At 59.0% G+C, this 25,789-nt stretch carries 25 protein-coding genes and 1 tRNA gene; 11 read left to right on the top strand and 15 right to left on the bottom strand.

Features of this window, described 5'->3' with window-relative positions:
• Positions 1–705: 705 nt before the first annotated feature.
• The 5 genes from B5525_RS23805 to B5525_RS44295 all read right to left on the bottom strand — a co-directional run bounded on the left by B5525_RS23805 (position 706) and on the right by B5525_RS44295 (position 5,988).
• Positions 706–1,206, bottom strand: coding sequence for a YkgB family protein (locus tag B5525_RS23805; protein ID WP_079573715.1), 501 nt, complete (start codon positions 1,204–1,206; stop codon positions 706–708).
• Positions 1,207–1,316: 110 nt separating this feature from the next.
• The gene (gene urtA / locus B5525_RS23800; RefSeq protein WP_079568190.1) at positions 1,317–2,591 is read right to left on the bottom strand and encodes an urea ABC transporter substrate-binding protein; all 1,275 of its coding nucleotides are present in this window, start codon (positions 2,589–2,591) and stop codon (positions 1,317–1,319) included.
• 11 nt (positions 2,592–2,602) lie between these two features.
• Positions 2,603–4,555: an adenylate/guanylate cyclase domain-containing protein gene (locus B5525_RS23795; RefSeq protein WP_079568189.1), complete on the bottom strand. Its 1,953-nt coding sequence runs from the start codon at positions 4,553–4,555 to the stop codon at positions 2,603–2,605.
• A gap of 94 nt (positions 4,556–4,649) precedes the next feature.
• Positions 4,650–5,141: a YkgB family protein gene (locus B5525_RS23790; RefSeq protein WP_244567556.1), complete on the bottom strand. Its 492-nt coding sequence runs from the start codon at positions 5,139–5,141 to the stop codon at positions 4,650–4,652.
• Between the two features lie 777 nt (positions 5,142–5,918).
• Positions 5,919–5,988 (bottom strand) — tRNA-Glu (locus tag B5525_RS44295).
• A 375-nt stretch (positions 5,989–6,363) separates the two neighbouring features.
• Here B5525_RS44295 and B5525_RS23785 point away from each other — a divergent pair.
• From B5525_RS23785 to B5525_RS23775, 3 genes are all read left to right on the top strand, one after another.
• On the top strand, positions 6,364–7,122 hold the full coding sequence (locus B5525_RS23785; RefSeq protein ID WP_079568187.1) for a hypothetical protein: 759 nt from the start codon (positions 6,364–6,366) through the stop codon (positions 7,120–7,122).
• A 216-nt stretch (positions 7,123–7,338) separates the two neighbouring features.
• Entirely contained in the window at positions 7,339–7,995 is a 657-nt protein-coding gene (locus B5525_RS23780; protein ID WP_079568186.1) for a TQO small subunit DoxD, read from the top strand.
• Between the two features lie 150 nt (positions 7,996–8,145).
• Positions 8,146–8,889 (top strand): class I SAM-dependent methyltransferase, encoded by a 744-nt coding sequence (locus B5525_RS23775; RefSeq protein ID WP_079568185.1) that lies wholly within the window; start codon positions 8,146–8,148, stop codon positions 8,887–8,889.
• Here B5525_RS23775 and B5525_RS23770 read toward each other — a convergent pair whose 3' ends face one another.
• From B5525_RS23770 to B5525_RS23750, 5 genes are all read right to left on the bottom strand, one after another.
• Positions 8,890–9,612 (bottom strand): glycosyltransferase family 2 protein, encoded by a 723-nt coding sequence (locus B5525_RS23770; RefSeq protein ID WP_079568184.1) that lies wholly within the window; start codon positions 9,610–9,612, stop codon positions 8,890–8,892. It lies immediately after the preceding gene.
• A complete protein-coding gene (locus B5525_RS23765) occupies positions 9,609–10,682 on the bottom strand; it encodes a radical SAM/SPASM domain-containing protein (RefSeq protein WP_079568183.1) in 1,074 nt (357 codons plus the stop codon). Before B5525_RS23765 ends, B5525_RS23770 begins: the two co-directional genes overlap by 4 nt.
• Positions 10,679–11,971: a hypothetical protein gene (locus B5525_RS23760; protein ID WP_154073389.1), complete on the bottom strand. Its 1,293-nt coding sequence runs from the start codon at positions 11,969–11,971 to the stop codon at positions 10,679–10,681. The genes B5525_RS23765 and B5525_RS23760 overlap by 4 nt, the downstream gene beginning before the upstream one ends.
• Positions 11,972–12,048: 77 nt before the next feature.
• Positions 12,049–12,753: a TIGR04282 family arsenosugar biosynthesis glycosyltransferase gene (locus B5525_RS23755; protein ID WP_079568181.1), complete on the bottom strand. Its 705-nt coding sequence runs from the start codon at positions 12,751–12,753 to the stop codon at positions 12,049–12,051.
• Positions 12,750–13,598 carry a nucleoside phosphorylase gene (locus B5525_RS23750; protein WP_244567555.1) on the bottom strand — a complete coding sequence of 283 codons (849 nt, stop codon included), beginning with the start codon at positions 13,596–13,598 and terminating at the stop codon, positions 12,750–12,752. Before B5525_RS23750 ends, B5525_RS23755 begins: the two co-directional genes overlap by 4 nt.
• A 298-nt stretch (positions 13,599–13,896) precedes the next feature.
• Here B5525_RS23750 and B5525_RS23745 point away from each other — a divergent pair, with 298 nt between their 5' ends.
• Entirely contained in the window at positions 13,897–15,042 is a 1,146-nt protein-coding gene (locus B5525_RS23745) for an acyl-CoA dehydrogenase family protein (protein WP_079568179.1), read from the top strand.
• A gap of 83 nt (positions 15,043–15,125) precedes the next feature.
• Positions 15,126–15,971: a phosphate/phosphite/phosphonate ABC transporter substrate-binding protein gene (locus B5525_RS23740; RefSeq protein ID WP_079568178.1), complete on the top strand. Its 846-nt coding sequence runs from the start codon at positions 15,126–15,128 to the stop codon at positions 15,969–15,971.
• A 30-nt stretch (positions 15,972–16,001) separates the two neighbouring features.
• Here B5525_RS23740 and B5525_RS23735 read toward each other — a convergent pair whose 3' ends face one another.
• Positions 16,002–16,928, bottom strand: a complete 927-nt coding sequence (locus B5525_RS23735) for an Rv1681 family radical SAM protein (protein ID WP_197687835.1) — start codon at positions 16,926–16,928, stop codon at positions 16,002–16,004.
• A gap of 163 nt (positions 16,929–17,091) precedes the next feature.
• Complete coding sequence (locus B5525_RS23730) at positions 17,092–17,982, bottom strand: LysR substrate-binding domain-containing protein (RefSeq protein WP_079573713.1); 891 nt, start codon at positions 17,980–17,982, stop codon at positions 17,092–17,094.
• Positions 17,983–18,212: 230 nt separating this feature from the next.
• On the opposite strand from B5525_RS23730, the gene B5525_RS23725 reads away from it, so the two are divergent.
• The 4 genes from B5525_RS23725 to B5525_RS23710 all read left to right on the top strand — a co-directional run bounded on the left by B5525_RS23725 (position 18,213) and on the right by B5525_RS23710 (position 21,677).
• Entirely contained in the window at positions 18,213–18,527 is a 315-nt protein-coding gene (locus B5525_RS23725; RefSeq protein WP_079568176.1) for a DUF485 domain-containing protein, read from the top strand.
• Between the two features lies 1 nt (position 18,528).
• Positions 18,529–20,052, top strand: coding sequence for a solute symporter family protein (locus B5525_RS23720; RefSeq protein WP_079568175.1), 1,524 nt, complete (start codon positions 18,529–18,531; stop codon positions 20,050–20,052).
• Positions 20,053–20,143: 91 nt separating this feature from the next.
• Positions 20,144–20,890, top strand: a complete 747-nt coding sequence (locus tag B5525_RS23715; protein ID WP_079568174.1) for a haloacid dehalogenase type II — start codon at positions 20,144–20,146, stop codon at positions 20,888–20,890.
• Positions 20,891–20,915: 25 nt separating this feature from the next.
• Positions 20,916–21,677, top strand: a complete 762-nt coding sequence (locus B5525_RS23710; protein ID WP_079568173.1) for a 2-keto-4-pentenoate hydratase — start codon at positions 20,916–20,918, stop codon at positions 21,675–21,677.
• An 80-nt stretch (positions 21,678–21,757) separates the two neighbouring features.
• Here the strand turns inward: B5525_RS23710 and B5525_RS23705 are convergent, their stop codons facing one another.
• Genes B5525_RS23705 through B5525_RS23695 form a run of 3 tightly spaced genes read right to left on the bottom strand, consistent with a single transcriptional unit; the run spans position 21,758 to position 23,945 of the window.
• Complete coding sequence (locus B5525_RS23705; RefSeq protein ID WP_079568172.1) at positions 21,758–22,378, bottom strand: glutathione S-transferase family protein; 621 nt, start codon at positions 22,376–22,378, stop codon at positions 21,758–21,760.
• Positions 22,379–23,185: an SDR family NAD(P)-dependent oxidoreductase gene (locus B5525_RS23700; RefSeq protein ID WP_079568171.1), complete on the bottom strand. Its 807-nt coding sequence runs from the start codon at positions 23,183–23,185 to the stop codon at positions 22,379–22,381.
• A gap of 52 nt (positions 23,186–23,237) precedes the next feature.
• On the bottom strand, positions 23,238–23,945 hold the full coding sequence (locus tag B5525_RS23695; protein WP_079568170.1) for a glutathione S-transferase family protein: 708 nt from the start codon (positions 23,943–23,945) through the stop codon (positions 23,238–23,240).
• 274 nt (positions 23,946–24,219) lie between these two features.
• Between B5525_RS23695 and B5525_RS23690 the strand changes: the two genes are divergently transcribed.
• Complete coding sequence (locus B5525_RS23690; RefSeq protein ID WP_338075091.1) at positions 24,220–24,819, top strand: TetR/AcrR family transcriptional regulator; 600 nt, start codon at positions 24,220–24,222, stop codon at positions 24,817–24,819.
• Positions 24,820–24,904: 85 nt separating this feature from the next.
• Entirely contained in the window at positions 24,905–25,735 is an 831-nt protein-coding gene (locus B5525_RS23685; RefSeq protein ID WP_079568169.1) for a hypothetical protein, read from the top strand.
• The last annotated feature ends 54 nt before the right edge of the window (positions 25,736–25,789 follow it).

The following is a 25,789-nucleotide window of genomic DNA, read 5'->3' as shown; positions in this document are numbered from 1 at the left end:
TTTTGCATATTCGCTTATCAGTAAGCTAACCGATTCCGTTTGTGCAATTCTCTAATCAGTTAGCGACTGATCCGTTTGCCTATTTCTTCGTCGGTCGCGAATTGACTTCATCGTTGAGTGTTCGTTGGTCAATGCGACCGGGTAAGGCTCCGTAACTGAAAGGCAGGTTCGCGGAAGCGCAGATCATCAAGCCCTGAAAGGAGCATTGCCGAGATGTCGGCGAACGATTTCAGCGGAGCAGATCAGTCCTGTTCGACTTCAAGGAGCCGGCGTCAGCTTTACGTCGAGATTGATCCCAGCCTCGTCCTTTGCAATTACGGAGTTTCCCAGCAAAGGGAATATTCAAACATTCCTCACCATTAGGCTGGACCACAGTGGTTATCTGCTAACAGTTCGGCTTTCCTGGCGATGACGTGAAACTCTCGATCGAAGAGCTCGCTGCTTGGCTAACTACGCTGACCGTCGGCGCTGCGCCGGCTCTTTGCCCTTCAGGCACGGTGGGCTGGACGTTGTGCACGACGTCGATCAGCCCGATCTTGCCGGGATGGCTCAGTTTCCGGCTTTTGACTATCAGGGCCCATGCCACTTCCACGGTTGGCGTCGAGGTATGGCGGGTAGAACCAACTTACCGATGTTCGAGGCATGGTTGGATCGAAAACTCTACTGATTCGCTCGGTAAACGGGCTCTTTTCTTGGATCTCGCGATCAACTGCGTGTTAACTCCGCCGCACGTGTCAGATCCTGCTTGAGCAGATAAAATGAAGCGGCGAGGAACAGAACGTCCTTCATCAAGAAGCCGAGTGGCAAGGTCATGATCGGAAATCCACCCGCCTCATTGGCCCAGCCATCGGGTAGAAAAGGAATAATGCTCGTGGTACCGATGAAGGTTGCGATCGACCCAAGTGCGCCCAGGATGCCAAGCCTCGGGCTCCAATAGCCAAGAAAAATGAGAGAGCCGAAGATCGTTTCGGTCGTCCCGAGGAAGAAGCCCGCGCCGCGAACACCGAAGGCTGGGAGCAGCCAGAAGACGACGGGGCTATGGCCGATCAAGGGAACTAGCATCTCCGCGGTGTACTGACTCCACTTTTGGATGCTGAAGGCAAAGAACGTAAAAACCATTGCAGCACGAATCAAATGACGGTCAAGACCGCTCCGAAACGGGGCGGTTTTCGAAACATAAAGAATAAGCTGGTTCAACTGTTTCATAATGTCGTTCCTCCTCATCCTATTCCCCACGACTGGATCACCTTTGCAGACCTCTACTTGACAATATCCAACGGCGAGGCTCGCTCCGTAGCTCACCAAAGATCGGACCGTCACCAGTCATGGAATGCTGGTTCAATGCAGCCCCCACAGACCCAAGGAAAGGTCCAATCGGCCGTACGCTTTGCACTGTCGGGGAGATACCTGCTCCAAGGCTCGGCCCGGACCGGATTGATTGACTGCCAAATGACATCAAGAGTCGCGGAAGAATTTATTTTGCCTATCATGACCGGCTTGGAAAGATGATGATTGGAATTCATCACAACATCGAAGCCGCTCGGCGCCTTGATTCTCTGACCGTACATGGCCTGCCGGACCGCATCCACATCGGTAGTGCCCGCTTGAACAACTGCTTGCGCCCACATTCTGAAGCCAATAAAGGTGGCTTCCATCGGGTCATTTGTGATTACGTCTCCTTGCTCGTTGAAGTCAGCCCACATTTTCACGAACAGTTTGTTTTCTGGTGAGTTGACCGCGTGGAAGTAGTTCCAGGCCGCCAAATGCCCGACGGGAGCAATGCCTACGCTGCGCAATTCGCGCTCTCCAATGGAGAACGCCATGACTGGAATCTCATTGGCGTCCACATGTTGGGCTACGAGCTCCCTATAGAAGTACGTATTAGCGTCTCCGTTAATGGTTGATATCACCGCGGTCTTTTTTCCCTCCGAACCAAAGGCTTTGATCCTGTCGACGATCCCCCGCCAATCGGAATTGCCGAATGGCGTATAAATAGTCATAATATCGTCTGGCGATACGCCCTTTTCGGCGAGATACGCGCTCAGAATTCGGTTGGTCGTGCGCGGATAGACGTAATCGGTGCCAAGCAGAACCCATCTGCGGACCTGGCCTCCTTCCCTGCTCATTAGATATCGAACAGCCGGAATTGCCTGCTGATTTGGCGCCGCTCCCGTATAGAAAATGTTTCGTGAGCTCTCTTCGCCTTCGTATTGCACCGGGTAGAAGAGTAAGCCGTTCAGCCGTTCGAAGATCGGCAGAACAGCTTTGCGGGACGTAGATGTCCAGCAGCCGAACACAACCGCGACTTTTTTCTTCGAAAGCAATTCCCTCGCGTCTTTTGCAAACATGTCCGGATCGGACGCGGGGTCAACTATTACCGGCTCCAACTTCCGTGCGAGCAGGCCGCCCTTTTTGTTCTGATCTTGGAGCAACATGAGAACGGTTTTCTCAAGTACCGACTCGCTAATCGCCATGGTACCCGACAAAGAATGCAGAATTCCGACCTCGATGGTGTCTTCGCTTGCGTGACCTGCTGAAACGACGGACGCCAGCCACAAACCGAACAATCTTGGCAAGACACCTCGTAGCATTGAAGTTGATTTCACGTCGACGCCCCGATCAGCTCGAAAATGCGGGTTGCCTTTGTCATGCCCTTCGCGACGACTGACTCGATGGATCTGAACTGGAAGCAATGGCAAACCCGCAGGTAGACGCCTTCACTCACGAGGATGGTAGTGCCAAACTGCTTGTTTAGACCTTCGAGGCGCGCTGCGAGATTTACCGTATTCCCGAGAGCCGTGTAATTCATGCGCTCCGTCGAGCCGAGGTTTCCAACCACGGCATCCCCGGCGTGAATGCCAAACCGTGTGAAGAATGGCTTAAGACCCTCAGTTTCGAACTGAGAATTGAGCTTTTCGCAAGCCAATCTGGCCGCAACAGCCGCCCGGCAGGCTCGCTCAACATGGTCGGGCTGAGGATTGGGTGCGTTCCAGAACACCATCATCGCGTCGCCGATGAACTTGTCGATTGTTCCACCTTCGGCGAGGAACGCTTCCGCAAGTGCCGAGAAATAGCGCGACATTTGGTGCATAAGAGCATCGGGATCGGCGGACTCGGCGATGGCCGTAAAATCCCGAACGTCGCTGAACAGGATTGTAATCTCCTCTCGGACTCCGCCAAGCTCCACAGCGATAGAGTTATCGATGACACGCTGGACGAGTTTTTTGGGAACAAAGTGGGCGAACGACCATACCGCGCGCTGCGCGAGGCTCATTGCACTTCCTAGCTCGTGAATTTCCCTGATACGTGATACTACCGGTTTGGATGCAGGCTCAGCCAGATTTTGGAGCTTGACGGCCTCAGCCGTTAAAGCTTTCAGGGATAAAGACATTCGGCTGCCAAATATCCAAACGGCGGGAATAAAGGCAGCGGCAGCAATAGTTGCAAGTATTAGTCCCGTGAACTGGAGCCTGCGAATATCCTGGGCAAAGTCCCTTTGGGCTCCTAGCAACAATATGCTCGCGCTGTGCGGCTCGCCCAGAGGGAAATTTGCCAACCTGAACAGGTAATCATTGCCGTCGTCGTCACGGATATCTCCATCGTAATACTCGCGGCCGTGCGCTCCCCGCAACGCAGCCGCTGCGACCCCCGAGTTGATCTCCTTGATGTTGGGCAATTGCGGTTGGGACGGATGTGTCATCGCGCCGGCAACGAGTCGTGCAAAATCGGGGTGAGCGATGAGCGAACCGGCAGAGTCGAAGATCAAGACGATGCCATGCTTTCCGGGCCGCTGCGTTTGCACGAAATCGCTGAAAGTATCGAGCTTGAGATTGACTGCAACGACGCCCGGCACCTTCCCCCGCAGTGGGGCGCTAATCGGAATCACCGGTGAGCCGATGCTAGGCGAAAGATAGGGCAAGGAGACGAGCGACTGGTCGGCTTCGATCGTGTCGTGATACCAAGGCCGCTTACGGGCGTCGTATCCATATTTCCATAGATCCAGTTGTCCGACATCGTTGCCCTGCTGGTCCTCAAAAATGCGTCGCATGGGCAGTTCGCCCCGAGGGCCGGGGCGGATCGAACTGATGGCAATGTCAGCGTGAGGTGTCGCGCGTAACCTCTCGCGCTGCTCCTCGTTCAGGTCACTAATGCGCTGGACCTGCAACCAAGCGCCATTCTCAAAGCCGACACAGATGCTGTCAATTTGGGGTAGTTCCTGCAATGAGGCCTTCAATAGGGCGATCGCCGGGCCGGTCTCGGCACTCTCTTTTAATCCGGCTACGCTGGGACTAGTCGCCAGCACACGCACCAACGACGCTATGGCGGTTATCTCCGTCTGAAGGCGTCCCGATGCCTTCGTGCTCGTCGCGTCCATATAGGCGGATGCAGCCTCCTTCGTTGCCCAATGAAGAGCCCGGACCTGAATAGCAATTAGCAGGGCTGCCAAAGCAATGATGAACGCCATCACCGCGAGGGTGATTGAGGCCCGAAATGTCAACGTCAACCGACCACTTGGCCGCACGAGCTCTTTGAGTTGAACCTCCTGGGTCACCATAGCCACTCTATCTCTGTTAACTCGTTCGCCCGGCCGGTTTGGTTAGGGCCGGCCGTGCCCTTGGCGAAAAGCGCGAGAGCCGCGAGACTCCTGTTCATCGTTGCGTCACGCGAAAAAGATCCTGCTTCAAGAGATAGAGCGACGCTGCAAGCAGCACGATATCCTTCATCAGGAATGGAACATTGCCAGTCATGGCCGGGAATCCGGCTACGGGATCCCAACCGTCGGGCGTAAAGGGAATGGTCGAGACCGTTACTATGAAAATCACAGTCGAACCGGCTGCGCCGAGGATGCCCAGCCGCTTGTCCCAGAAACCAGCGAGCAGTAGCGCGCCGAAGGTCCATTCGGATACCCCGAGAAGCCAGCTGGCCTGCTGGTGGCTGAACACAAGGTACAGCCACGAGATCAGCGGACTGTTGCCGATGAAGGGAACAGGGCGCTCGGCCTCGTACGGCCACCATTTCTGGTAACCGAAGAAGAAATACATGATTATCATCGCGGCGCGTACGACATGGTAATCGAGGTCCGTCATGAGTAGACTAGACTGACGTAATTTGCCCACAAATGAATTGAGTTCGGTGTTCATAAGCGCGCTCATTTTCGCACTGCTTTTCGATCGGAGATTTACTTCTCGAACAAACCCGCCGCTTCCGACCGCGCGTCCGCTACAAGTCACAACCCGCGCGGACATGGGCCCTTCGCCGGTGATCATCGCCCGCGCTATTTCTTCAGGAGTTCTTCTTCAAGGGTTCTGACCACCGTATCGTGCTCCTCATCTGACAACTCGGAGCATAGCGATGCGTCTTTTGGTCGTCTTTTTGGTTCGTGACATAGCTTTAGCCAAAATGCGGTGTTTCTTTCGTGGACCGTATGCATCTGCTACGCTGCCAATGTGAATTGCAATTCGGCTCCGGTTCATCGGCGCTCGTCCACAAGCTTCCGCCATGCGCTTCTGTGCTCGAGGGGCAGATCGACAACCCCAACCCCAAGCCGCCGAGCCTGGTAGTGTAAAGAGACTTTGGCAACCGTTCGACACTTTGGGCTGTCAAACCCCCGGACCTGAATCCCACACCGAGCCGACAACCCCAACGTCGCTTTTTGCGGTGCTGATCAGCAATTCCCGAGATCGCTCGCTCATTCCGCTCATCGCCTCGATGGCGTTGAGGAGAAAATTGAGAATCACTTTGTTGTAGCTGGACGCGATCTCCCTGAATCGCTGGCGGGCTCGCCGAGGCGCACTAAAACGGCAAGAAAGCCAAAAGATCGGTAATTGTAGGCAGGCGCTCTTTTGCCCGGGGAATACAATCGTCCTCTACCTAGAGGCAGAAGAGAGGCGACGAAGTGATTAAGTTATTGAAATCATTGGCGCTCCCTAGGGGAATTGAACCCCTGTTTCAGCCTTGAGAGGGCCAAGTCGATCCGCTTGATGATCATCGTGAAGAGAGTTCGGCGAAGGAGACCTACGGATGTCAATCCCGGCTCGTCTGCTCGAGCAGGCGTGACCGCACCAGTTTCGCACCAGAAACGACCCAACCGAAGCGCAATGAACGCGATCGGATTGAAACAAAAAGACAGCTAAATCAACGAAGCCGATCGTTATCCCGCCGCTCAAAACGGTCTGATTGCAGGTTCGAGTCCCACCAGTGAATCAATCACTTAGTCGGTGTTCCCTCATTCGGCTGTGCCACAGCATCAAAAACCTCTAACAAAACACAACGGACAATTTGCAGCTTTCTGTGCGAACGTTATCTAGAAAACCGAGCGTTAGCTCAGTCAACGCAAGTGTACCCAAGCCTAAGGAGTTCGATATGAGCGGTGTTCGTACTCAGACTCTCCGTGAAATGAGCCGGCTCAATATGATCGGCCTTGTCGCCGCCAGCATGCTGTTGATCCTCCCTGAAATATCGGAGGCACAGCAGAGCCTACCGATTGCCAAACAAATCGCCAAGACCTACGGCCTTGATTCCTTCGGGAAAATCGAGTCAATCCGCTACAAATTCAATGCAGAATTTCCTGGTGCCAAGCTTTCTCGCTCTTGGGAATGGAGCCCGAAGACCGACACGATCTCTTACGAGGGAAAGGATAAGGAAGGCAAACTGGCAAAGGCTAACTATCAGCGCTCGCAGCTCAGCAGCCAAAGCGATGACACCAAGAAAGAAGTCGATCCGGCATTCTCCAACGATCAGTATTGGCTGCTGCTCGCGTTCCACGTCCTATGGGACGGGGTGCCGGTGACTGATGAGGGCATGCAGAAACTGCCCGTCGGCGACGGTTCCGCTGAGCGGGTCGTGGCGAAATACCCTTCGGACGGTGGCTACCAACCCGGCGACACCTGGGACCTCTACATTGGCACCGACAAGCGAATCCAGGAGATCGTCTACCACCGTGGCGCTCCGACCCCGCCACCCAAGCTCGTGATGGCAAACTATACGGATTACAAGAAGGCTGGGCCGCTCCTGATCTCGATGGATCATCACGGAACGCTGGACGGAAAGCCCTTTCGGCTTTGGTTTTCGGATGTGTCGGTCAAACTGACGGGATCAAAAAACTGGATCAACGCGCAGTGATGCCGGTGCTTGGCGTAACAACTGTACGCTCTACGCCGTAGTAGGCCGGTGGAGTTTTGGATTGGACGTTCGCGGCGCAGGAATTGCGGAAAGAGGGTCGTGAACGTCAAATCAGCTCTACCAGGCCGGCGCCCCCTTCGATCGCTCGCGCGGCGATGCGCCCTGTCCGCTGGCCGCTGGGTACGTTAACTATTCAATTCTTGGGAGCACCCGCACATGCCCACCAATCCCTTCACCGATGTCTGGCATTTCCTGACCGCGACGACGACTGATTATCTCCATCAGGGAAACTGGCGCTATCTGATCCTGGTGCTGTTCTGGGCGCTGCTGCTCGCCGGCACTGCCGTGGCGTTCCGGAATTGGCAGGAGGATTCGGCGCAACGCACAGGCCGGCACCTTGGAGTCTGGCTGGTCCGAGTCCTGATCGGCTGCATGTGGTTCCAGGGCATGTTGTGGAAACTGCCGCTGCCGGTGTCTGACGGTCTGCAATACTGGACCGAACAGGAATCGACCAACGCGGCTTTCGAGTTTCATCGCACCTTCATGAAGGACGTCGTGTTGCCTCACATGAGGATCTTTGGGCCGATCGTCTTTCTTGCCGAGCTGGTGTTCGCTGGATCGATGATGCTTGGGCTTGCGGTGCGGTTCGTGGGCGTGCTGGCCCTCGCCTATACGCTGCAACTCTGGATCGGCCTCTATGGCAATCCGTCCGAGTGGCCTTGGACCTACATGTTCCTGGCTTTGCTGATGTTCTTGTTCGTGGTCGAGGGTACCGGCCGCAGTCTCGGCCTTGATGCCTGGTTGCGCCGCAAAGTCCCCGCTGTGCGCGACGGGAAAGGCCTGATCGGCTGGTTCTTCCACATCTCGGGTTAGAGTATGATCCGGAAAAAGTGGATACCGGTTTTCCGAAGAGATCATGCTCGATCAAGAATCTAGAGCGCGATGGCGATTCAGCCTAGTCTCACCGCGCTCTAGTGGTCATCGGTCGTAAAACCGGACTCCGCCCCCATGCTTGGCAGGCACATGATGGCACCGGCCCGCGCAGCGGCGCTAATTGTGGCGCTGGGCGCAACTCAGGCATACGCCGCCGACATCGGCTACCTGGCTCCGCCCGGGGCCCCGGCAAAGGAATTCCCCTCACCCCAGCGCCCGGTTGCGCAGATCGTCAGCCCAAGCCGCTCCGCTGAGGAGCACCGCGACTCCTTGAATGAGGCCGGTGAGATCGCCCGTCTTCTTGAACTGAAGCCAGGCATGACGGTCGGCGACATTGGTGCGGGCAGCGGCTACCACACGGTCCGGCTCTCGCCTCTCGTCGGCTCCACCGGCTCCGTCGTCGCCGAGGACGTCACGCGGAATTACCTCATCGAACTCGCCAAGCGAACGGAGCGTCTGAAGCTCACTAACGTCAAATTCGCGCTCGGCGAACCACACGATCCGCGTCTGCCCGCTTCCTCGCTCGATGCCGCTATCCTCGTGCACATGTATCACGAGATAGCCCAGCCTTACGCCTTCCTCTATAATCTCGCGCCCGCCTTGAAACCAGGCGCGTGGGTCGGAATTGTCGACCTCGAGCGTCCGACGTCGGAGCATGGCACGCCAATTGAGCTCCTGCGTTGCGAACTGTCTGCGGTTGGCTATCGCGAGATCGCCACACATCAGCTCGCAGGCGATGGCGGATACCTGGCGGTGTTCTCTCCACCGGAGGAAGCTGGTCGAAAATCTCCCCGCGACATCGTTGCTTGTGGAGATCGTGCCGGCACGCGCTGATCACATGGTGGAGGGTGGCTGGCGTCGCAGCTCGAGCGCGAGGCGAACAAACGTCGCCGCGATGGACCAGGCCGCCTTGATGCCGGCGGCGAGATTGCCGGAGACCTTGGATACCCCGCCGATCCGGCACCGCTGCCCGACCGCGATCTCCAGTGCCGGCAAGCGGGCGGCCGCGACCCGCATCAGCATTTCCAGGTTCCAGCCATAGGTCTGCTCCTTCATGCCGAGGCGTATGAATTCATCCCGCCGGATAGCGCGAAACGGCGACAGGTCAGTGAAGCTTGCACCATAGACGAGGCGCAGGAGGAGCCCGCCGATATGGGCCGCGACGAGTTGCTGTGGCGCCAGGCTGCCGGGCTCTCGTGGACCACGTACCCGCGAGCCGAGAACGAAGATGGCTTGTCCGGCTGTGATCGGCGACACCAGATCAGAGATGAACTCCGCAGAATCACTGCCGTCGCCATCGAGGAAGACGAGAATGTCGGCATCGTCCCGCACAGCGGCAATGCCCGCCTGGATGGCACGACCGTAGCCGCGGCGCGGCTCGACAATGACGCGAGCTCCGGCGGCCCCTGCCCGCTCGGCGGTACGGTCTCGCGAGCCCCCGTCGACAACGATGACTTCGCTCACATTCTGTGCCAGCACCGCAGTCACGACCTTACCGATAGCTGTTTCCTCGTCGAGGCACGGAATTACCGCCGAGACGACGGGCACTTCGCTCACAGGCTCCAGCGCAAGCCGCAATTGGCGCAGCTTTCTGGTGGCTTCTCTGAAAGCAGCGCCGTACGAAAGTCCCGATACGCGCTCCCGTTCCAGATGTCGTGCAGGGACTGGTGCCCGGCATGGCCGAGCGTGTAGTTGTCGTAACCGTGTTGCGAAAACGGCGCGATACAGCACGGCAAGGCCCGGCCATTGGCTGTGAAATACATCAACGACCACGGCCGCCGGCAAAGTGACCACGGCGAACCGTCACCGCTGCCTTTCAGGCTTAAGCCCGGCTCGCTCGCTGCGCCCGACGCGCTGAAGGTCACGCCAAGGGAGCGCGCCAGATCCTCGGCCTGCTTCAGATAGACCGCCTCTTCCTGCGTCAGGCGCGCGAACAGGGCCTGATCCGGCTGTGCCTTGCCAATGGCGGATTCGGCGAAAAACACCAGCCGTTGCAGGTAGACCTCTTTGACACCGATCTCGGCCGCAACTTGGACAAATGCAGGAAGTTGCTCGACGGTCTCTCTGAGGCCAGTAAGCCAAACCGAAACCCGCGGCGCAGTGTGTCCCTCGCGCTCCTGCAGCTCGCGAAACGCACGCACGTTGCGGAGGATGCGGCCGAAATAATCCCTGCCGCGGATCGCCTTGAAGCTCTCGCGGGTTGACGCGTCGAGCGACACCCGCAGTTCGTCAAGTCCAGCGTCGATCAGCGCACGGCCGTTGCGCTCACTGAGGACCGTTCCATTGGTGTTGAACAGGACGTAAGCGCTGCGGTCTTTCAGGTATCTAACCATCCGCGGCAGATTTGCGACCAGCATCGGCTCGCCAACGCCGTGCAGAACCGCCCGCGCGAGATCGGGAACCTGGTCGACAATCGACGCGAACAGCTCCCAGCTCATGTCTGCCGGCGGTTCCAGCTCCTCGTAAGTGCGGGGACAGGTCGTGCACAGCAGGTTACAGCGGTTGGTCACTTCCAGATAAAGGCAGACCGGCGGACGTTGGGCGACCTCCGTGCGCTCGCCCGTGACCGACTCGTGATAGCGGCGCGGATCGATGTGCGAGCCCGGTGCTTCCCCGGAAGAGCTCATGGCGATGCCCCCGCGTCTGCGACCCGCTGCATGCGGCTCCTCCAGGCCATCCAGGCCCAGGCCAGCAAGAGGCCCCCGAACAGAACTGATTTGGTCACCATTCTTGGGATGTAGAAATCCCAATCGAGTTGTTCGGACAGCAGAAGTGCTCCGATCGAAACGACCCATGTTGGCGGGGAGCCACCCAGGGAAACAAACGGCGTAACCAGGAGAAAATACCAGGGATAGTTGGGCGACAGGAACAGGAGGGTGATGAGTAACAGCAAGTTGATGTCGGCAAGGCTGGAGGCGATGGTGCGATCAGAGCGGCGGGCCACCGAGAGCCCCACGAACAGGAGGACCAGCGCGGCCAGCACGGCGTAGCCGACAACATCCCCCCGATGCTCGCCAAACACAAGCCGCCAGAGCAACAATGGCCAGAGCTCGTAGCCGGCACTGATCCCCTCTTCCGTGAGATAGCCTTTGGTCAGGAATCCGAGAACGCCCCAACCGACCGATAAATAGGGAAGATAGCAAAGCGCGATGGCGGCGATCACAACGAGCGGCATTTTGAAATCCCACGGGCGCCAGATCCCGGCGAGCACCGGCGCCGCAAATGGCTTTACCAGCACCGAAAACGCGATCAAGGCGGCGCCGCGCAGCGCATGGCCGGTCAGGGCAATCCATATGCCGAGCAGCATCAGCGCAACCATGAGCGCATCGACGTGACCGCCGTTGGCGATCTCCCACAAGGGCAGCGGATGCCAGAGATAGGCGATCACGCGCGTCACCGGGCGGCTCATGCGCCGGAGCAGGAGCATGATCAGTGCAACGGTGACGAACTCGCAGCCCAGCATCGCGAGACGCATCGTGGTCACGTTTTCACCGATCCGCGTGACCATGAAGAAGAAAAATTGCGCCACCGGAGGATAGATGGTGACGGCAGTATCGGCCCGGTTGATGTGAGGAAAGATCGCCGCGTCGCGCAGAAACGCCAGTGCCTGGTCGGCAGGGAAATAGCGGTAGGGATTGATGCCGGCAGCCTGAACCCTGCCGTCCCAGACGTAGCGATAGATGTCACTGGAAAGTAGAGGGTTGAATAGCAGCAGATAGGCTCTGAGCAGGATTCCAAGTCCAAAGATCAGCCATAGCGCGCGATACGGCGGTACGCGCTCGACCACGCGAGTTGCCGCGATCGTCAGCAGACCTGCGGAGATGGTCAGAGCAATGTAGGCATTGTCACCGGCGGTCTCGAAGGCGAAGGGGGTTACAAGGGTCAGGGCGGCAAGGACGGCACCGATGCCGGCCAACCGCAGCTGCGGAGACGCGTTGTCGGCGAAGCGCGCCAGTCGGCCAAAGTGCCTCGCAACAGTCCCCGGCGTTGGCGTCATGGGTTTATCTCGGGCGCGGCCCTGAGAAAGGCACGGCTCGCCGGAGCAAATCCGCCAGCACGAAAGCGGGTCGAATGGCCCGCCAATTCGTCCTGCAGCCAACGCAACGTTTTGAGGTCGTCGACATCGTACCATTCCGGAAGCAGCGTCGTGGCAAGCCCGATTTCGGCAGCGCGCTCGCAGGTGCTGCGAGCTACGGTGTCCGTTCCCCATGCGATTTGCGTAAATAGTTGCCGGTGCGGATGTTTCAGCCCGATGAGGTAGTAGCCGCCGTCGCTCGCTGGCCCGAGCACCATCCGGTCGCCGGGCTCGCGCAGGGTTTCAATAGCCTGGACCAGAAAACGGGGAGGCAGGGTCGGGCTGTCGCCATTGACCAGCAGGATACAGTCGTGCCCGGAGGAGAGAAGCGTACGCGCCGCGCCAAGCAGCACATGCCCGAGATCGTCGCCAGCCTGTAACAGCAGCTCGAACCCAGCTGGAAGCAGCTGCCGCATGTTGTGTTCCGCTCCCGCCGGAGCATAAACGCCGTAGCCGCGCCTGCCGAGCGCCTCCGGTACCCCCTCGATTGCTACGGCGACGTCGCGCAGAAAGCACGCGGACAGTTCGGAAGCGGCCTCGGCGCCAATGGCCGTCGCAAGCCGTGTCTTTGAGAGGCCGGGCTGCGGCGCCTTGCAAATGATCCCGATCGCCGCGACGCTCATCGCAGGAACCGGGACCGCAGGCGTTTGGCGGCGATCGCAATCAATTGCAGCGCGTCACGGCTACCGTCCGCCTCGCCCTTTTCAAAATCGCCGTCGATCCGTCCCATTTGATTTGTCACATGTGCAAAACACAGCACAGGCTTTTGTCGGACCTGCGCAAACGCATAGAGCGCGGCGGCTTCCATTTCGACCGCCATAAGATTCCTTTTGACCATCGCATCGATCGCCAGCTGGGTTTCACGGAACGGCGCATCTGTTGTCCACGTCGCGCCCGCGAGGACCGGGACGGGAAATTCCTCGAATGCGCCCTTGAGCGCCGAGATCAATCCGGCATCGGCGTGGGAGTAGTCGGACGCCGCCATATAGTGATAGCTGGTGCCCTCATCGCGCAGCGCGCGTTCGATGGTGATGAAATATGGCGGCGGCCGTATCGGCACGATCTGTCCGGAGGAGGTGACGCTGATCAGTAGCTTGCAGCCTGATGCGAACATCTCCTCGGCGATCAGCACCGCGAATGAGGCGCCGACGGCGCAGCCGACAATTCCGAAATCCAAGCCACCGCGGCTGAAGGAGTAGAGCTGGGTATGATAGCAGGCCCATCCCGCTTCAAGCCGGGCCTCGCCACGAGCAAGGAGGCTGCGCAATATGTCGCCGTCAGGGTCGAGGACGCAGATATCGGGGATGCCGGAGCGTGCGATCTGCTTTTGCCTGCGCGCTTCGCGCAGCAGATTTTCCGGCGTAAATGCCGACGGGAGGGCGTAATGTTTCTGCGCGAGGATGGGCGGGACCCCGCCGTCATTGACCGCCATCACCAGACAAGCCTCGTTTTTGCAGTCCCCGGCCATTGGTAGCGTCCTCCTCGACAGCGAGCAAGCACTGGCCGCTTGCTGCGGCTCGGACGAGAAAAGCTCTGGTCGGCGTCATGAAAAAATAAACTTCGAGTGATGTAACAAGATGACTTTGAAGGCCGTAGTAGCTAAAAATATCGACGACCCAGTGCCCGCACCCGCCACCGGAGCGGCCATCGTTTGCCGTGCCCGAAGCTGGCTAGGTTGATCCGATGGTGCGGGTCCCGGAGCATCAAGAGCAGGCGGGTTCGGCAATTTCGAACGAGGTAGGCAGCGCTTAGTTATCGAGGTCGTCATGAATCACGAGATCGCAGTTTCGAATGCCAAAGGAATCGCCGATCGCATTCTCGCGCCAGCGGCCAGGCAAAACGACAAGGAAGGTCGATTTTCGTCCGAGGCAATCGCGGCCCTTGGTCCGGCCGGATTGCTGGGGATCATGCTGCCCCCGGAGGTGGGTGGCTCGGCCCTGGGACCGCGAACCTTGGCGGCCGTCATCGCGACACTCGCGGAGGCGGACGCGTCCGCCGCGATGGTTTACCTGATGCATGTGAGCGCTACCGCAACAATTGCGGCGGCCCGTCCGGGTGCCACGGTCGCGCAGACGCTAAAGGACATTTCGGCCGGACAGCACCTGACCACCCTGGCATTCAGCGAAGCCGGATCGCGCAGCCACTTCTGGGCGCCCGTATCGCGAGCAAAGCGCAACGCTGTAAATGTGCACCTCACGGCCAAAAAATCATGGGTAACGAGCGCCGGTTATGCGCAAAGCTATGTTGTCTCTGCGCTGGCTCCTGAAGGTGAGACTCCCACGGATTCGACCCTTTATCTCGTCGCCGGCGGCACGGCCGGACTATCGGTCGCGGGCCCATGGGATGGTCTTGGGATGCGCGCCAACGCTTCCGCGCCGATGATGCTCGATGATTGCGAGGTGGCGCCCGGTCTGCAGCTGACCGATGACGGCGCCGGCTTCAAGGCGATGCTGGAGATCGTGCTTCCGTTGTTCAGCCTCGGAACGTCGGCAGTCGCGCTGGGCCTTTGCCGGGCGGCGGTGGCGGGGACCGTGTCTCATCTCAAGAGTGCTCGCTTCGAGCATTTGGGTCAGAGCCTTGGAGAGAGCCTGCCAACGCTCCGCGCGCAGCTTGCTACGATGCAGATCGAAACTGATGGGCTCGCGGCGCGGATCGACGATCTCGTCGATCACCTCGAGCGTCCCCGAGATACCACCATGCTGCGCGTGCTTGAGACTAAGGCGTCGGCAGGTGATGTTGCAATCGCTGTCACCTCGGCGGCAATGCGGGTGTGCGGAGGCGCAGCGTTTTCCAAGCATATGGCCATCGAGCGATTGTTCCGCGATGCCCATGCGGGCGCCGTTATGGCGCCGACGGGCGATGTGCTGCGCGAGTTCATCGGCAAGGCACTTTTGGGAATGCCGCTGTTCTGAGTGAGGAAGCGCTGCGCCGCTGGCAGCGCTCGGATCGCGATTGATTACAATTGGACGTAGAGCTTGATAGGCGAGAAGCAATCATGAGCCGAACGATTTGGTTAGGTGCCGTCGCATACCATCCGAAGGTGGTCAGTATCTGGGAGGGCATGCGACGCTACTTTCACGAGGAGGCGCGTCTACCCGTCGAGGTAGTGCTGTTTCAGAGCTATGAGGCGCAGGTCGCTGCCCTCCTCGCGATGCCCGGTGAGCCGCTGCCGCGCATCGACATCGGATGGAATACGAACCTCGCCTATATCCAGGCCGATGCCTGGAGCGACCACCGTTGCCGACCAATCGCGATGCGCGATACTGATGTGGGCTGGACCAGCAAGATCGTCGCGGTCACCGGGGGGCCTGTCGCTACGCTTGCCGATCTCAAAAACCGCACCCTGGCCCTCGGCAGCCGCGACAGCGGCCATGCGGCAATCCTTCCGGTTTATTTTCTGCAGCACGAGGGACTGGTTGAGGGGAAAGACTACCGGACGCTGCGCTTCGATACCGACCTCGGCAAGCATGGTGACACGGGCACAAGCGAGTCCGACGTCGTTCGCGCGGTGCTCGACGGCCGCGCCGATGCCGGCACAATCGGCAGCCCCTTCTGGAATGCCGTGCGTACCGAGCGTCTGGTGCCGGAAGGCGCGCTGACGGAGATCTGGACCTCGCCGCCTTTTAATCACTGCATGTTTACTGCTCGTTCGGATCTCGACCCCTCGTTGGAGCAGCAGTTTGCCAAAGCACTGTTTGGGATGAGTTACGACAACCCCGCGCATCGGCCTGTGCTCGAGGCAGAAGGGCTGCATCAATGGATTGCGCCGCAGCTTGCGGCGTATGCCGAGTTGCGAAAGGCATCGGCACACCAAGGCTTTTTGACGCAGCCTTCGGCCTAGATTAACGCGCCAAAACCCGGCCGCCCTTTATCAGGCGCAATTGAAAATCATCGCCAACCGGCGCTGATGCTCATGTTCGCGCTCGAAGGCGCGGCGCACGGCCGCGAAGGATTCGGCAAGTGGAAAGATTTCGCGGCTGACCAGCAGATCGTCATCCTCAGCTCCGACCGGATGCCAAAACACGCCTTCCGCCGTAATCGTCACCTCAGGAATCAAGTCTGCCTTTGCCAAGGCGAGGCCTTGTGCGGCGGAGCCCCGCAGGGCAATTCGCCTGATCACACGGTTCTCCTCGCTCACGTGATGGGCGTCAAGAAAGCCGCGGAATTCTTCGGCCTCCGTGTCAGTCGACACTGTCGCCGCCAGTCGCACCCGGAATCCCTCGGCGCCGGCCCGCTCGATCCCCTTCCAGGCGCGGGCCCATGTCCCCATTCCACGATGGCTCTCGTGGCGCCCCGGCGTTGGACTGTCGAGGCTAATCTGCAAAGTCACGCGCTCGCGCGGCAGCGCGCGCAGCGTTTCGAGCCGACGTCCGGCAAACAGCATGCCGTTGGTGAGGACCGTGGTCGGCGCAGCCGCAGCGCAGGCGGCAAGGATCTCGCCAATATCCGGCAGCAGGAACGGCTCACCGCCGGTGACAAAAATCTCGCTCACGCCGAGCTCCACCGCCTCGACAGCGATCCGTCGAACCCGCTCGATACCAAGCGCCCGCCGCGGAGCTTTGGGTGACGAGCGCACGCAGCAATAGTCGCAGCTCAAGTTGCAGTCGAAGTTGGTGTAAAGCCATAGGCGAGAGCCGACGAGCCGATCTTCTCCCACATTCTCAGGGGCCTCTCCGTACCGCAGCACCCATCTGGTGCGGCCGTCTTCGACTGCTGTGCCGACCAAACTGTTGCGGGTGAAGCGACACCATGCATCGAGCTCGGGGCCGATACTTGGATCGCCGCTGATCACGGCCACGAGATCGCCCTTACGGCTGCGGCGCAACGTGGCTATCAAATCCGGCAGGAGGCCAGAAGCAAACGTCTTGGTGCCGGCGTCGAGTTCAATGTTTGCGTTCGTTCGCATGCAATGCACTATAGTTTGATCGGGCTACGGTTCTTGCGTTCGTAGCCTAGCATCTTTATTGCTGCAGAGCCAAGGTCGCCGCTTTCCCAGGCCTCGCATTGGTCAAACTATCCGCCAAATAAAGAGCCAGCTCGCTGACGACTCGCAAATTGCTGCGCCGGCCTTGAGAATAGACCAATTCCACCGTTGGCAGCTGCGGCAGACGCGTGCGGTGACGGACGATCCGCAGTGGCGGCGCAACCAGCGCTCGGGCGAGGACGGTAATCCCCATTCCCTCCACCGCCGCTGACTTGAGGCATTCAAAGCTCGGGCTGACGAAACTGAGATGCCAGGACCGCTCGTGGTCCTTCAGCGCGGCGATGGCGAAGCGGCGATAGGCGCAGCCTTCGGGAAATAGGATCAGCGGCACTGACTCGTTGTCGTCGCCCGAGTAATTCGGACCGCTGACCCAGACCAGTTGTTCACGCAAGGCCACGATGCCGTTCCCTGCCCCGGTTTCCTGTTTGAAGAAGGCGAGATCGAACTCGCCGCGCATGCTCCGCTTCATCAGGTTTTCGGACTGATTGGCCTCGACCTCCAGTCCCACCATCGGATGCTTGTTCTTGAAGCGCGCCAGCCATGTCGTAAAATCGCGTCCAAAGAAATCGAGTGGCACGCCGAGACGAACAAAACCGGCCAGCACATCATCGGACATCGAAGCATAGGCCTCGTCGTTGAGTAGCAGAATCTTCCGCGCATATTGCACGAGCTTGCCGCCCTCCGAGGTCAGTTCGATCACACGGCCCTTGCGCCGCGTCAGCAGCGCCTTGCCGACCTGTGTTTCGAGTTTCGCGATCTGCTGGCTGATCGTCGATTGGGAGCGACCGACGGTTTCCGCCGCGCGCGAAAAGCTCATGGTGTCGGCGATGACTAGAAACGAGCGCAGGCAGTCGATATCGAAGTTCATCGAGATCTCCATAATCGATAGATACGATATCGATCATCGCTATTATTCATTTTGCCACTTCAGAAACCGCCCGTAAAGGCGTAGTGCCCGCTTTGCGCAGGATGACGCGCAGGGACTGGCCAACCCGCTGCAACGCGGGACGCAAATCGCCCCGCGTTTCCGCGCATCCCACGGTCGATGCCGAAAGCGTGAAGGACGCGATTTGATGACAAAAGCGCGGGAGGGAACTCATGGCTCGCAACGGGACATCGCTTGAGGCTGCGCACGCCTCGGTCAAGGAGTTGATCGCCGAGAAGCTGAAGTATCTGGTGCCGATGACGATCATATTCATAGTCAGTTATATCGGCCTGACCGTATTCGCCGGTTTTGCCAAGGACCTGATGGGCATGAAGATCGCCGGCTCGGTCAATCTGGGCTTCGCGCTGATCGCGCTCAACTATCTTCTGTCATGGGCGCTCGCGATCGTCTACGGGCGCATCGCCGCCGGCAAGTTCGATCCACTCGCCGCGAGGGCTGCGATGGAGATCTCCGGGCGGGAAAATTGAGATGAACCTCACGCTCGGCTTATTCATCGTCATTCTGCTGATCACCCTCTGCATCACCTATTGGGCCGCCAGGCGCACGCATACCACGAGCGATTTCTACGCCGCCGACAGCCAGCTCACCGCGGCGCAAAATGGATTTGCGCTGGCCGGCGACTGGTGTAGCGCCGCGGCCTTCCTGGGGTTCACCGGGCTCACGGCGCTTTACGGCATGGACGGCGCTTTCTACGCGCTTGGCCCGCTGGTCGCCTTTTGCACGGTGCTGTTTCTGATCGCGGAGCCGATGCGCAATACCGGAAAATATACTCTCGGCGATGTCATCCGCAGCCGGATGCAGACGCGAACCTCGTTGCTTGCTGCCATTGCAGGAACGGTGGTTGTTAACTTCGCCTATCTGATGCCGCAGATGGCAGGCGCCGGCGTGCTGGTGCGATTGCTGACCGGCATTTCCTATGACTGGGCGGTAATTTTCGTTGGCGTCAGCATGATCGTCTATGTTGCCTTCGGCGGTATGCTGGCGACGACCTGGGTGCAGATCGTCAAGGCGGTGCTAATGCTGAGCGCGGGAGCGATCATCCTGGTGATGATCCTGTCTCTGGTGCACTTCAATCCGCTGACGCTGTTCGTCGATGCCGAACAGAAATACACCGCCAAATATCTGCTGCCCGGGAACTACTTGAAAAACCCGTTCGACCAGATATCGCTCGGACTAGGCTATACGCTCGGACTGGCGGGACTACCGCATGTCATGACGCGGTTCTACACCGTGCCCGACGCCAAGACGGCCCGCCGTTCCGTGGTATGGGTGATGTTTCTCGCCGGCGCATTCTTCGCAGGTACGACGCTGTTCGGATTGGCTGCGGCGAATTACGTCGGTCAAGACGCAATCCGCGCTGCCGACAAGGGCGGCAACCTCACGCTACCGCTTCTTGCGCAGTATCTCGGCGGTGGAAAAGACAGCTTCGGCGGAGACCTGATGCTTGGCTTCGTCGCCGCTGTAGCGGTCGCCACGATCCTCGCCGTGGTCTCGGCACTGACGCTGTCAACGTCAGGCGCCATTGCGCACGACTTCTACGTTAACTGGCTCAAACGCGGGCAGGTCGACGGCAAACAGGAAGTCTGGATTGCACGCATCGCTGCCGTCGTCATCGGCGTGCTTGCAATTGCACTCGGAATTCTCGCGCAGGGCGTCAATGTCGCAGTGCTGGTGATTCTTGCAATCTGCGTAGCCGCAAGCGCCAACTTCCCCGTGTTGATCCTGTCGCTGTTCTGGCGGAGGTTCAATACCAGTGGCGTAGTCGGCGGCATGGCGGTCGGCCTCATCTCTTCAGTTGTGCTGGCGATGATCGGACCGGCGATGCGCGGCGCCGACGCGCTCTGGCCTCTGGTCAATCCGACGATCGTCTCGTTGCCTCTGGGGTTCCTCGGCGCCGTGTTGGGCACGCTGATCTCGGGGCGAGACGCAGAAAACGAAAAACGCTTCGACGCATTCCTGCTTCAGGTTCACACCGGTGTCGCGCCGGGGTAGATGGGCAGCTGCGCTTGCTGAAAGAAGTCAGCCGCGGTTCATCGCGGCCGATCGGTTTTACTCCACAACCCGTGAGATAAAGGGTGCGCCTGTGACGATCAAAGCTGTTGTTTTCGATGCCTATGGCACCCTCTACGATATCCAATCGGCAGCCGCGATCACTGATGAAGCCTTCCCCGGATATGGCGAGATCATCACCCAGATCTGGCGTCTGAAGCAGCTGGAATACACCTGGCTGCGATCGCTGATGCAGCGCTATGAGGACTTCTCGATCATCACGCGCGAGTCGTTAGCCTACACGCTGCGATGCCTCGGGCTGAAGAACGATCCTGGAGTGTTCGAGCGTATCATGGGCAAATACGCCCATCTCGATCTTTATCCCGACGCGAAGGCAACGCTCGCGGCAATGAAGGGTCGCAAGCTCGCGATACTGTCGAACGGCAGCACCGATATGCTCAATTCGCTCGTTGGCAATACGGGGCTGGACCGGATCCTTGATGCCACGATCAGCGTCGATTCCAAAAAAATCTTCAAGCCTGCCCCGGATGCCTACACGCTGATCGAAACGAATCTCGGGGTCGCGCCTGCCGACGTGCTGTTCGTGTCCTCAAATCCGTTCGACGCCTGCGGCGCCAAGGCCTTCGGACTAAAGGTAGCGTGGATCGAGCGGGTGACGCCCCTAGCCGTCGCCGAGGCCTGCCGGAAAAGCGATCTCGTCGCACCGCTGACTATGTTCAGGGCACTCCGGATGCAGATGGATGAGCTGGGTTTTGAGCCGGACTATCGTGTCAACGGGCTCTCCGCGCTGGTCGAAATCCTGGCGTCGATCCCGAGTTAGCGGATCGGATCGAATGGTCTAGGCGATGGCGAACGCACAATCCCGTTCCGTACTCGAGACTTTGGCTGCGCGGCAATGGCAGGAGTACCAGAGGCGCACGCCTGGAACCTATTTTGCCGAGGCACGGGATTCGCTGACGCTGGACGAGGCCTACGCTGTTCAGATGGAAGTTGCGCGTCTGCGCCGCGCGGCCGGCGACGCCGTCGTGGGATATAAAGTCGGCTGCATCGGGTCCGGCGTGGTAGAGCAATTCGGCATGAGCGGTCCGATCCACGCCCGTCTTTTCCGCAGTGAAATCAGGAATTCCGGAGAAACGCTGCAATACAACGCCTACACCAATCTCGCGATCGAGGGCGAAATGGCTGTTCGCATCGGCACAAATGGTGGAATAGAGGCGGCTTTCCCAGTCATCGAACTGCATCACTTCGTCTTTCGCGGGCCGCGGAAGACGCTCGCAGAACTCGTCGCCAACAACGGGATCAACGCCGGCGCGGTGATCTCGAACCGCCACACAGCTCTGACGCTCGAGGATTGGACGGCCGCCCGCACCTTGTCCGTTGCCGTCAACGGCGTAACTATCGATGCCGGAGCGTTGTGGGCGATGAGAGGTGGCGCTGCCGAAGCGATCGAATGGCTCCGCGACGACCTCGGCCGCTTTGGCGCCTCATTGAAACCTGGAGACCTCGTGTTGGCAGGAACGCCGCTTGGGCTGAATCCGGTAAAACCTGGTGACCACGTGATGGTCCTGATCGATGACCGCAAATACGTGGAGTGCCGAATCTCTTGATTCCGCCTTGCAGCTTCGCGCAATCGTACCGTCGCGAGGCAACCGCGCGAGCCATTTGACAGATGGATCCGGTCGCGTTTTCAGCTTAGCGGCGTCATAACGATCCGCTGAAAAGGCGGTCGCGCTCTTATCAAATCATACCAACGCAATACGTTCGGCAGATCAGGATGGTGTATGTCGAGCGCATACCAACGATGAACGGTCGCTGCAGCCGGAATATCGCCCATGCAAAAGACATCACCGGCAAGGAAGGTACGGCTGGAGAGCCTGGCATCGAGTATCCGCAGAGCGGACAGGGAGAGACTTTCGCCCTTTGAAATAACAGTGGCGTCACGTTGCCGCGGCGGTGCCCTTATCAAGGCGATGAACAAAGGGCGCAGTGCGGGCCAGAACACGGTTGCTTGCCAATCCATCCACCGCTCCGCGTCGAACCGCGTTGCGATATCAGCCGGGCAGAGCCGGCCATAGTTATGCTTTTGTGCGAGATATCGAACGATCACATTCGATTCCCAAAGCCGGATGTCACCATCGTCGATTGTAGGGACGAGGCGGTTCGGATTCATCGCCATATACTCCGGGGTGTCGGTCACCCCGAAGTCACTTCCTGCATCGATCCGTTCGTAATCCAGGCTGAGTTCGTGGCAACACCAGAGCACCTTTTGAACATTGATTGAGTTAGTCCGGCCCCAAATCCTGAGCATTCACAGCGCCGAATGATCGCGCACCGCCTCGCTGAGTGCGGCCTTGAGATCAAGGAAACGCTTGTCGAGCGCCGCGGGATCCTCGCGATTGAGGACGATCATCTTGGCGCGCGCTTCGCCGCCGCGAATGACCTCAAAGGCATCTTCCTCGATCCCTGCGATAACCGCATCGGCGACCGCGGCGGCCGGTTCGCGGGTGAAGCCCAACTCAGGCCCGGCCTTTGATGAGCTCATCATGGGTGTATCCGTCGCTCCCGGATAGACTGTCATGACATGCACGCCCTCGCCTTTCAGTTCGCGGCGGAGCGATTCGCCGAACTTCGCAAGGCCACCCTTGACACCGGCATAGGTCGCGTAGAATGGCGCGGCAACGAGCGCGATACCTGATGTGATGTTGACGACGAGACCATCGGTGTTTGCCCGCAAATTTGGCAACGCCGCGCGAGTGAGCAGGATCGGTGCCATCAGGTCAACCTCGATCATGGTTCGGATCTCGGCTTCGCTTGTATCCTCCAGCCGGCCGGCCCTGACACCGCCCGCATTGTTGACCAGAATGTCGAGACCGCCGAGCTTTTCGAGGGCAAATTTGAGTGTCGTTTCTCGGCCCTTTTCCGTGCTGACGTCCGCGGCGACAAAGTCAACGTGTCCGCCGCTTGCGCGAAGCTTTTCCGACGCATTGCCCAAAATGTCCGGCCGCCGGCCGGTGATGACAATGTGCGCGCCTTTGGCCAACATGGCTTCCGCAATCGCAAAACCGATTCCGCTGGAGCCTCCCGTGATGAGGGCCCGTTTTGCTCGAAGATTCATCGTTGAGTTCGCTTAAGAATGTGGACGTTTGAAGAGACCGGGGATCGAAACATCAACTCACTATCTTGGGGTAATTCGACGGGAACAGCGCGCGCCGGGTCTCTTCGTCTACCTCCTTCTTGAACGCATGGTCCTTTCCGACCGCGCGGGCTTTCGCCACTGCCGGCCGAGAATCGATCGCGCGGAACCAGCGCTCCAGGTTCGGAAAGACATTCAGCGGATCGGTGTCGCCGGGCAATACGCGGGGCGCCCGATCGAGCCAGCCCCACGCCGAAATGTCGGCGATCGAATACTCCTTCCCCACGATGAAGTCTCGTCCTTTGAGATGCTTGTCGAGCACCTCATAGTGACGCTCGATTTCACGGCGATAGCGGTTCACCGCATAGCCGAGCTTTTCCGGCGCTGCATGCTGGAAATGAACGGCCTGTCCCGAGAACGGTCCGATCCCGGTCGCGATGAAAAACAGCCATGACAACAATTCCGGCCTGTCGGCCGGTGAGCCGATCAGACGTCCTGTCTTCTCACCGAGATAAAGCAAGATCGCGCCCGAATCAAACACCCGCGCCTCCTTGCCGCCCGGCCCATCGGTGTCGACGATGGCGGGGACTTTGCCGTTCGGATTGATGGCGCGAAAAGCCGGCTTGTGCTGTTCGCCCTTGCTGGTGTCGATCGGGACCAGCTGGTAGGCCAAGCTGGTCTCTTCGAGCATCAGGGCTACTTTTGCGGGATTGGGTGTTGGATGGAAGTAGAACCGTATCATGCACTTTCTCCCGTCGCCCTCAGCGAGGTTTTCGCGAAGGCGTCATAGGCAACATCGGACGATCCTGCCCTTTGCGTTTTAGATCACACGTTCTATATTGCATCAGAGGAAACTTCTGGCAACAGCACGCTTTTGTGATCGGAAAAGCGGCTACGTTGCAGACTGGCATTTTAAAGCGGCCGCATCAGGAGGTATTGCTATTCCCGGTAAGCCGACGTGGTGAATGGAAGGGCACTATAATATGGCTAGGCCGCGAGAGTTTGATGAGGCAGCCGTGCTGGACGCGGCGATCCAGCAATTCTGGCTTCGCGGTTATGAGGCCACTTCCGTGCGCGACTTGGCCGACGAGATGGGCATCGCCGGGGCTAGCTTGTATAATACGTTCGGCGACAAGCGGACTCTCTACGAGCGCTCGCTCAATCGCTATCTCGACCAGACCTTCCGCGAGCGCACACGCCGCCTCGAGCACAGCCTTCCCCCGCGGGATGCGATCGTCTCGTTTCTGCAGGAAATCATCAAACGATCCCTGAATGACCGGCAGCGGCGGGGTTGCTTGCTGGTTAACTCTGCGCTCGAAAGCGCGCCGCATGACGAAGAACTCCGGCAGATCGTGGCCACGTTCATGGGCGAGGTGGAATCGTTTTTTCTTCGATGCGTCGCCTCGGGCCAGCGTGACAAGACCATTCCGAAAGCACAATCGGCGGAGGACCTCGCAAGACTCCTTCTGAATGTTCTACTTGGAATTCGGGTGCTTGCGCGTGTTCGACCTGACCGCAAGCTTCTGGAGGGTCTGGTGAGGCCGGTGTTTGCGTTGCTCGATAATGCCGATCCAACGAAACGTCCCCGTAAAAGAAAACGGCCGGCTGGTAGTTAAGAGACAGCTATTGCCTGTCCATATCGATGATCCATCGATGGAGTAAATAAGGTGGCCGCCGCCAGAATGAACTTGAGAGGACTCGATGCAAGGGAAAGAAAGCGTGCCGTCGATTCTGGAATCGGATGCGACAGGCAAGGTCGCTGAAATCTATGCCGACATTCGCAAAGTGCTCGGGACAAGCATCGTCAATCTGATCTGGCGCCACCTCGCGACGATACCGGGCGCTCTCGAATGGACGTGGATTACCGCAAAGCCGCTTTATCGAGGGCCCGCCCCTGGCTATGCTGAGGCCGTACGACGCGCGATCGACCTTCCCGTGGTGCCGCCCTTTTCCCGCGACACCCTTGCTGCTGCCGGATTGAGCAATGACGATGCAGCGAGGATCAGGGATATCCTCGACAGTTACCACTATACCAACGCCCTTGCTCTTGTCGCGCTTTCCGCGCTGGTCATGCATTTTGAACCAGCTCAGCAGGACACGGTTAGGCCCTTGGACAGTTCACCGCGACCGCTTGGAATAAAATTGCCAGAATTGCCACCGATGCAATCACTGAAGCCTGAAGTGGTGCGTCTGATCGAAGAACTTAACGGCTTCGGCGAGGATACGGACAAATCATTGATCGCAAGCATGTATCGGCACCTCGGCTATTGGCCGACATACCTCTCGCTGGTGCGAACGATGCTCGTGCCCTTGGAGACCAATGGCCAACTGCACACATTGACCCGTTCAATCCGCGACCTGGCGCGGTCGTACGGCAGCGGGCTCGCTCAACACCTCAGGCCATCCACTCCTCCAGACTCGCTCCAGCAGGCGCTGGCCTCCTGCCGTCGCTTTGTCGATCATCCGATTTCGCGCATGACTGGAATCTGCTCGCTGATCCGCACTGCCACGGACGGAACCCGTAGTGCTTAAGTTCGCCCAATCCTGGTCAGCGAAGGTCGTATTGCGAGCGAAGTTGCGAGATCC

The organism is Bradyrhizobium erythrophlei, from assembly GCF_900129505.1.
GTDB lineage: Bacteria > Pseudomonadota > Alphaproteobacteria > Rhizobiales > Xanthobacteraceae > Bradyrhizobium > Bradyrhizobium erythrophlei_D.
The sequence above is the reverse complement of the archived record's forward strand: the minus strand, read 5'-3'. Positions and strand labels throughout refer to the sequence as shown.

Excerpts from the sequence above, each read along its gene's own strand:
- urtA (WP_079568190.1), bottom strand. The coding sequence starts at position 2,591 with ATGCTACGAGGTGTCTTGCCAAGATTGTTCGGTTTGTGGCTGGCGTCC.
- B5525_RS23685 (WP_079568169.1), top strand. The coding sequence starts at position 24,905 with ATGCAAGGGAAAGAAAGCGTGCCGTCGATTCTGGAATCGGATGCGACA.
- B5525_RS23720 (WP_079568175.1), top strand. The coding sequence starts at position 18,529 with ATGAACCTCACGCTCGGCTTATTCATCGTCATTCTGCTGATCACCCTC.
- B5525_RS23785 (WP_079568187.1), top strand. The coding sequence starts at position 6,364 with ATGAGCGGTGTTCGTACTCAGACTCTCCGTGAAATGAGCCGGCTCAAT.
- B5525_RS23730 (WP_079573713.1), bottom strand. The coding sequence starts at position 17,982 with ATGAACTTCGATATCGACTGCCTGCGCTCGTTTCTAGTCATCGCCGAC.
- B5525_RS23695 (WP_079568170.1), bottom strand. The coding sequence starts at position 23,945 with ATGATACGGTTCTACTTCCATCCAACACCCAATCCCGCAAAAGTAGCC.
- B5525_RS23790 (WP_244567556.1), bottom strand. The coding sequence starts at position 5,141 with ATGAACACCGAACTCAATTCATTTGTGGGCAAATTACGTCAGTCTAGT.
- B5525_RS23775 (WP_079568185.1), top strand. The coding sequence starts at position 8,146 with ATGATGGCACCGGCCCGCGCAGCGGCGCTAATTGTGGCGCTGGGCGCA.
- B5525_RS23805 (WP_079573715.1), bottom strand. The coding sequence starts at position 1,206 with ATGAAACAGTTGAACCAGCTTATTCTTTATGTTTCGAAAACCGCCCCG.
- B5525_RS23740 (WP_079568178.1), top strand. The coding sequence starts at position 15,126 with ATGAGCCGAACGATTTGGTTAGGTGCCGTCGCATACCATCCGAAGGTG.
- B5525_RS23755 (WP_079568181.1), bottom strand. The coding sequence starts at position 12,753 with ATGAGCGTCGCGGCGATCGGGATCATTTGCAAGGCGCCGCAGCCCGGC.
- B5525_RS23780 (WP_079568186.1), top strand. The coding sequence starts at position 7,339 with ATGCCCACCAATCCCTTCACCGATGTCTGGCATTTCCTGACCGCGACG.
- B5525_RS23750 (WP_244567555.1), bottom strand. The coding sequence starts at position 13,598 with ATGGCCGGGGACTGCAAAAACGAGGCTTGTCTGGTGATGGCGGTCAAT.
- B5525_RS23765 (WP_079568183.1), bottom strand. The coding sequence starts at position 10,682 with ATGAGCTCTTCCGGGGAAGCACCGGGCTCGCACATCGATCCGCGCCGC.
- B5525_RS23700 (WP_079568171.1), bottom strand. The coding sequence starts at position 23,185 with ATGAATCTTCGAGCAAAACGGGCCCTCATCACGGGAGGCTCCAGCGGA.
- B5525_RS23745 (WP_079568179.1), top strand. The coding sequence starts at position 13,897 with ATGAATCACGAGATCGCAGTTTCGAATGCCAAAGGAATCGCCGATCGC.
- B5525_RS23705 (WP_079568172.1), bottom strand. The coding sequence starts at position 22,378 with ATGCTCAGGATTTGGGGCCGGACTAACTCAATCAATGTTCAAAAGGTG.
- B5525_RS23725 (WP_079568176.1), top strand. The coding sequence starts at position 18,213 with ATGGCTCGCAACGGGACATCGCTTGAGGCTGCGCACGCCTCGGTCAAG.
- B5525_RS23795 (WP_079568189.1), bottom strand. The coding sequence starts at position 4,555 with ATGGTGACCCAGGAGGTTCAACTCAAAGAGCTCGTGCGGCCAAGTGGT.
- B5525_RS23710 (WP_079568173.1), top strand. The coding sequence starts at position 20,916 with ATGGCGAACGCACAATCCCGTTCCGTACTCGAGACTTTGGCTGCGCGG.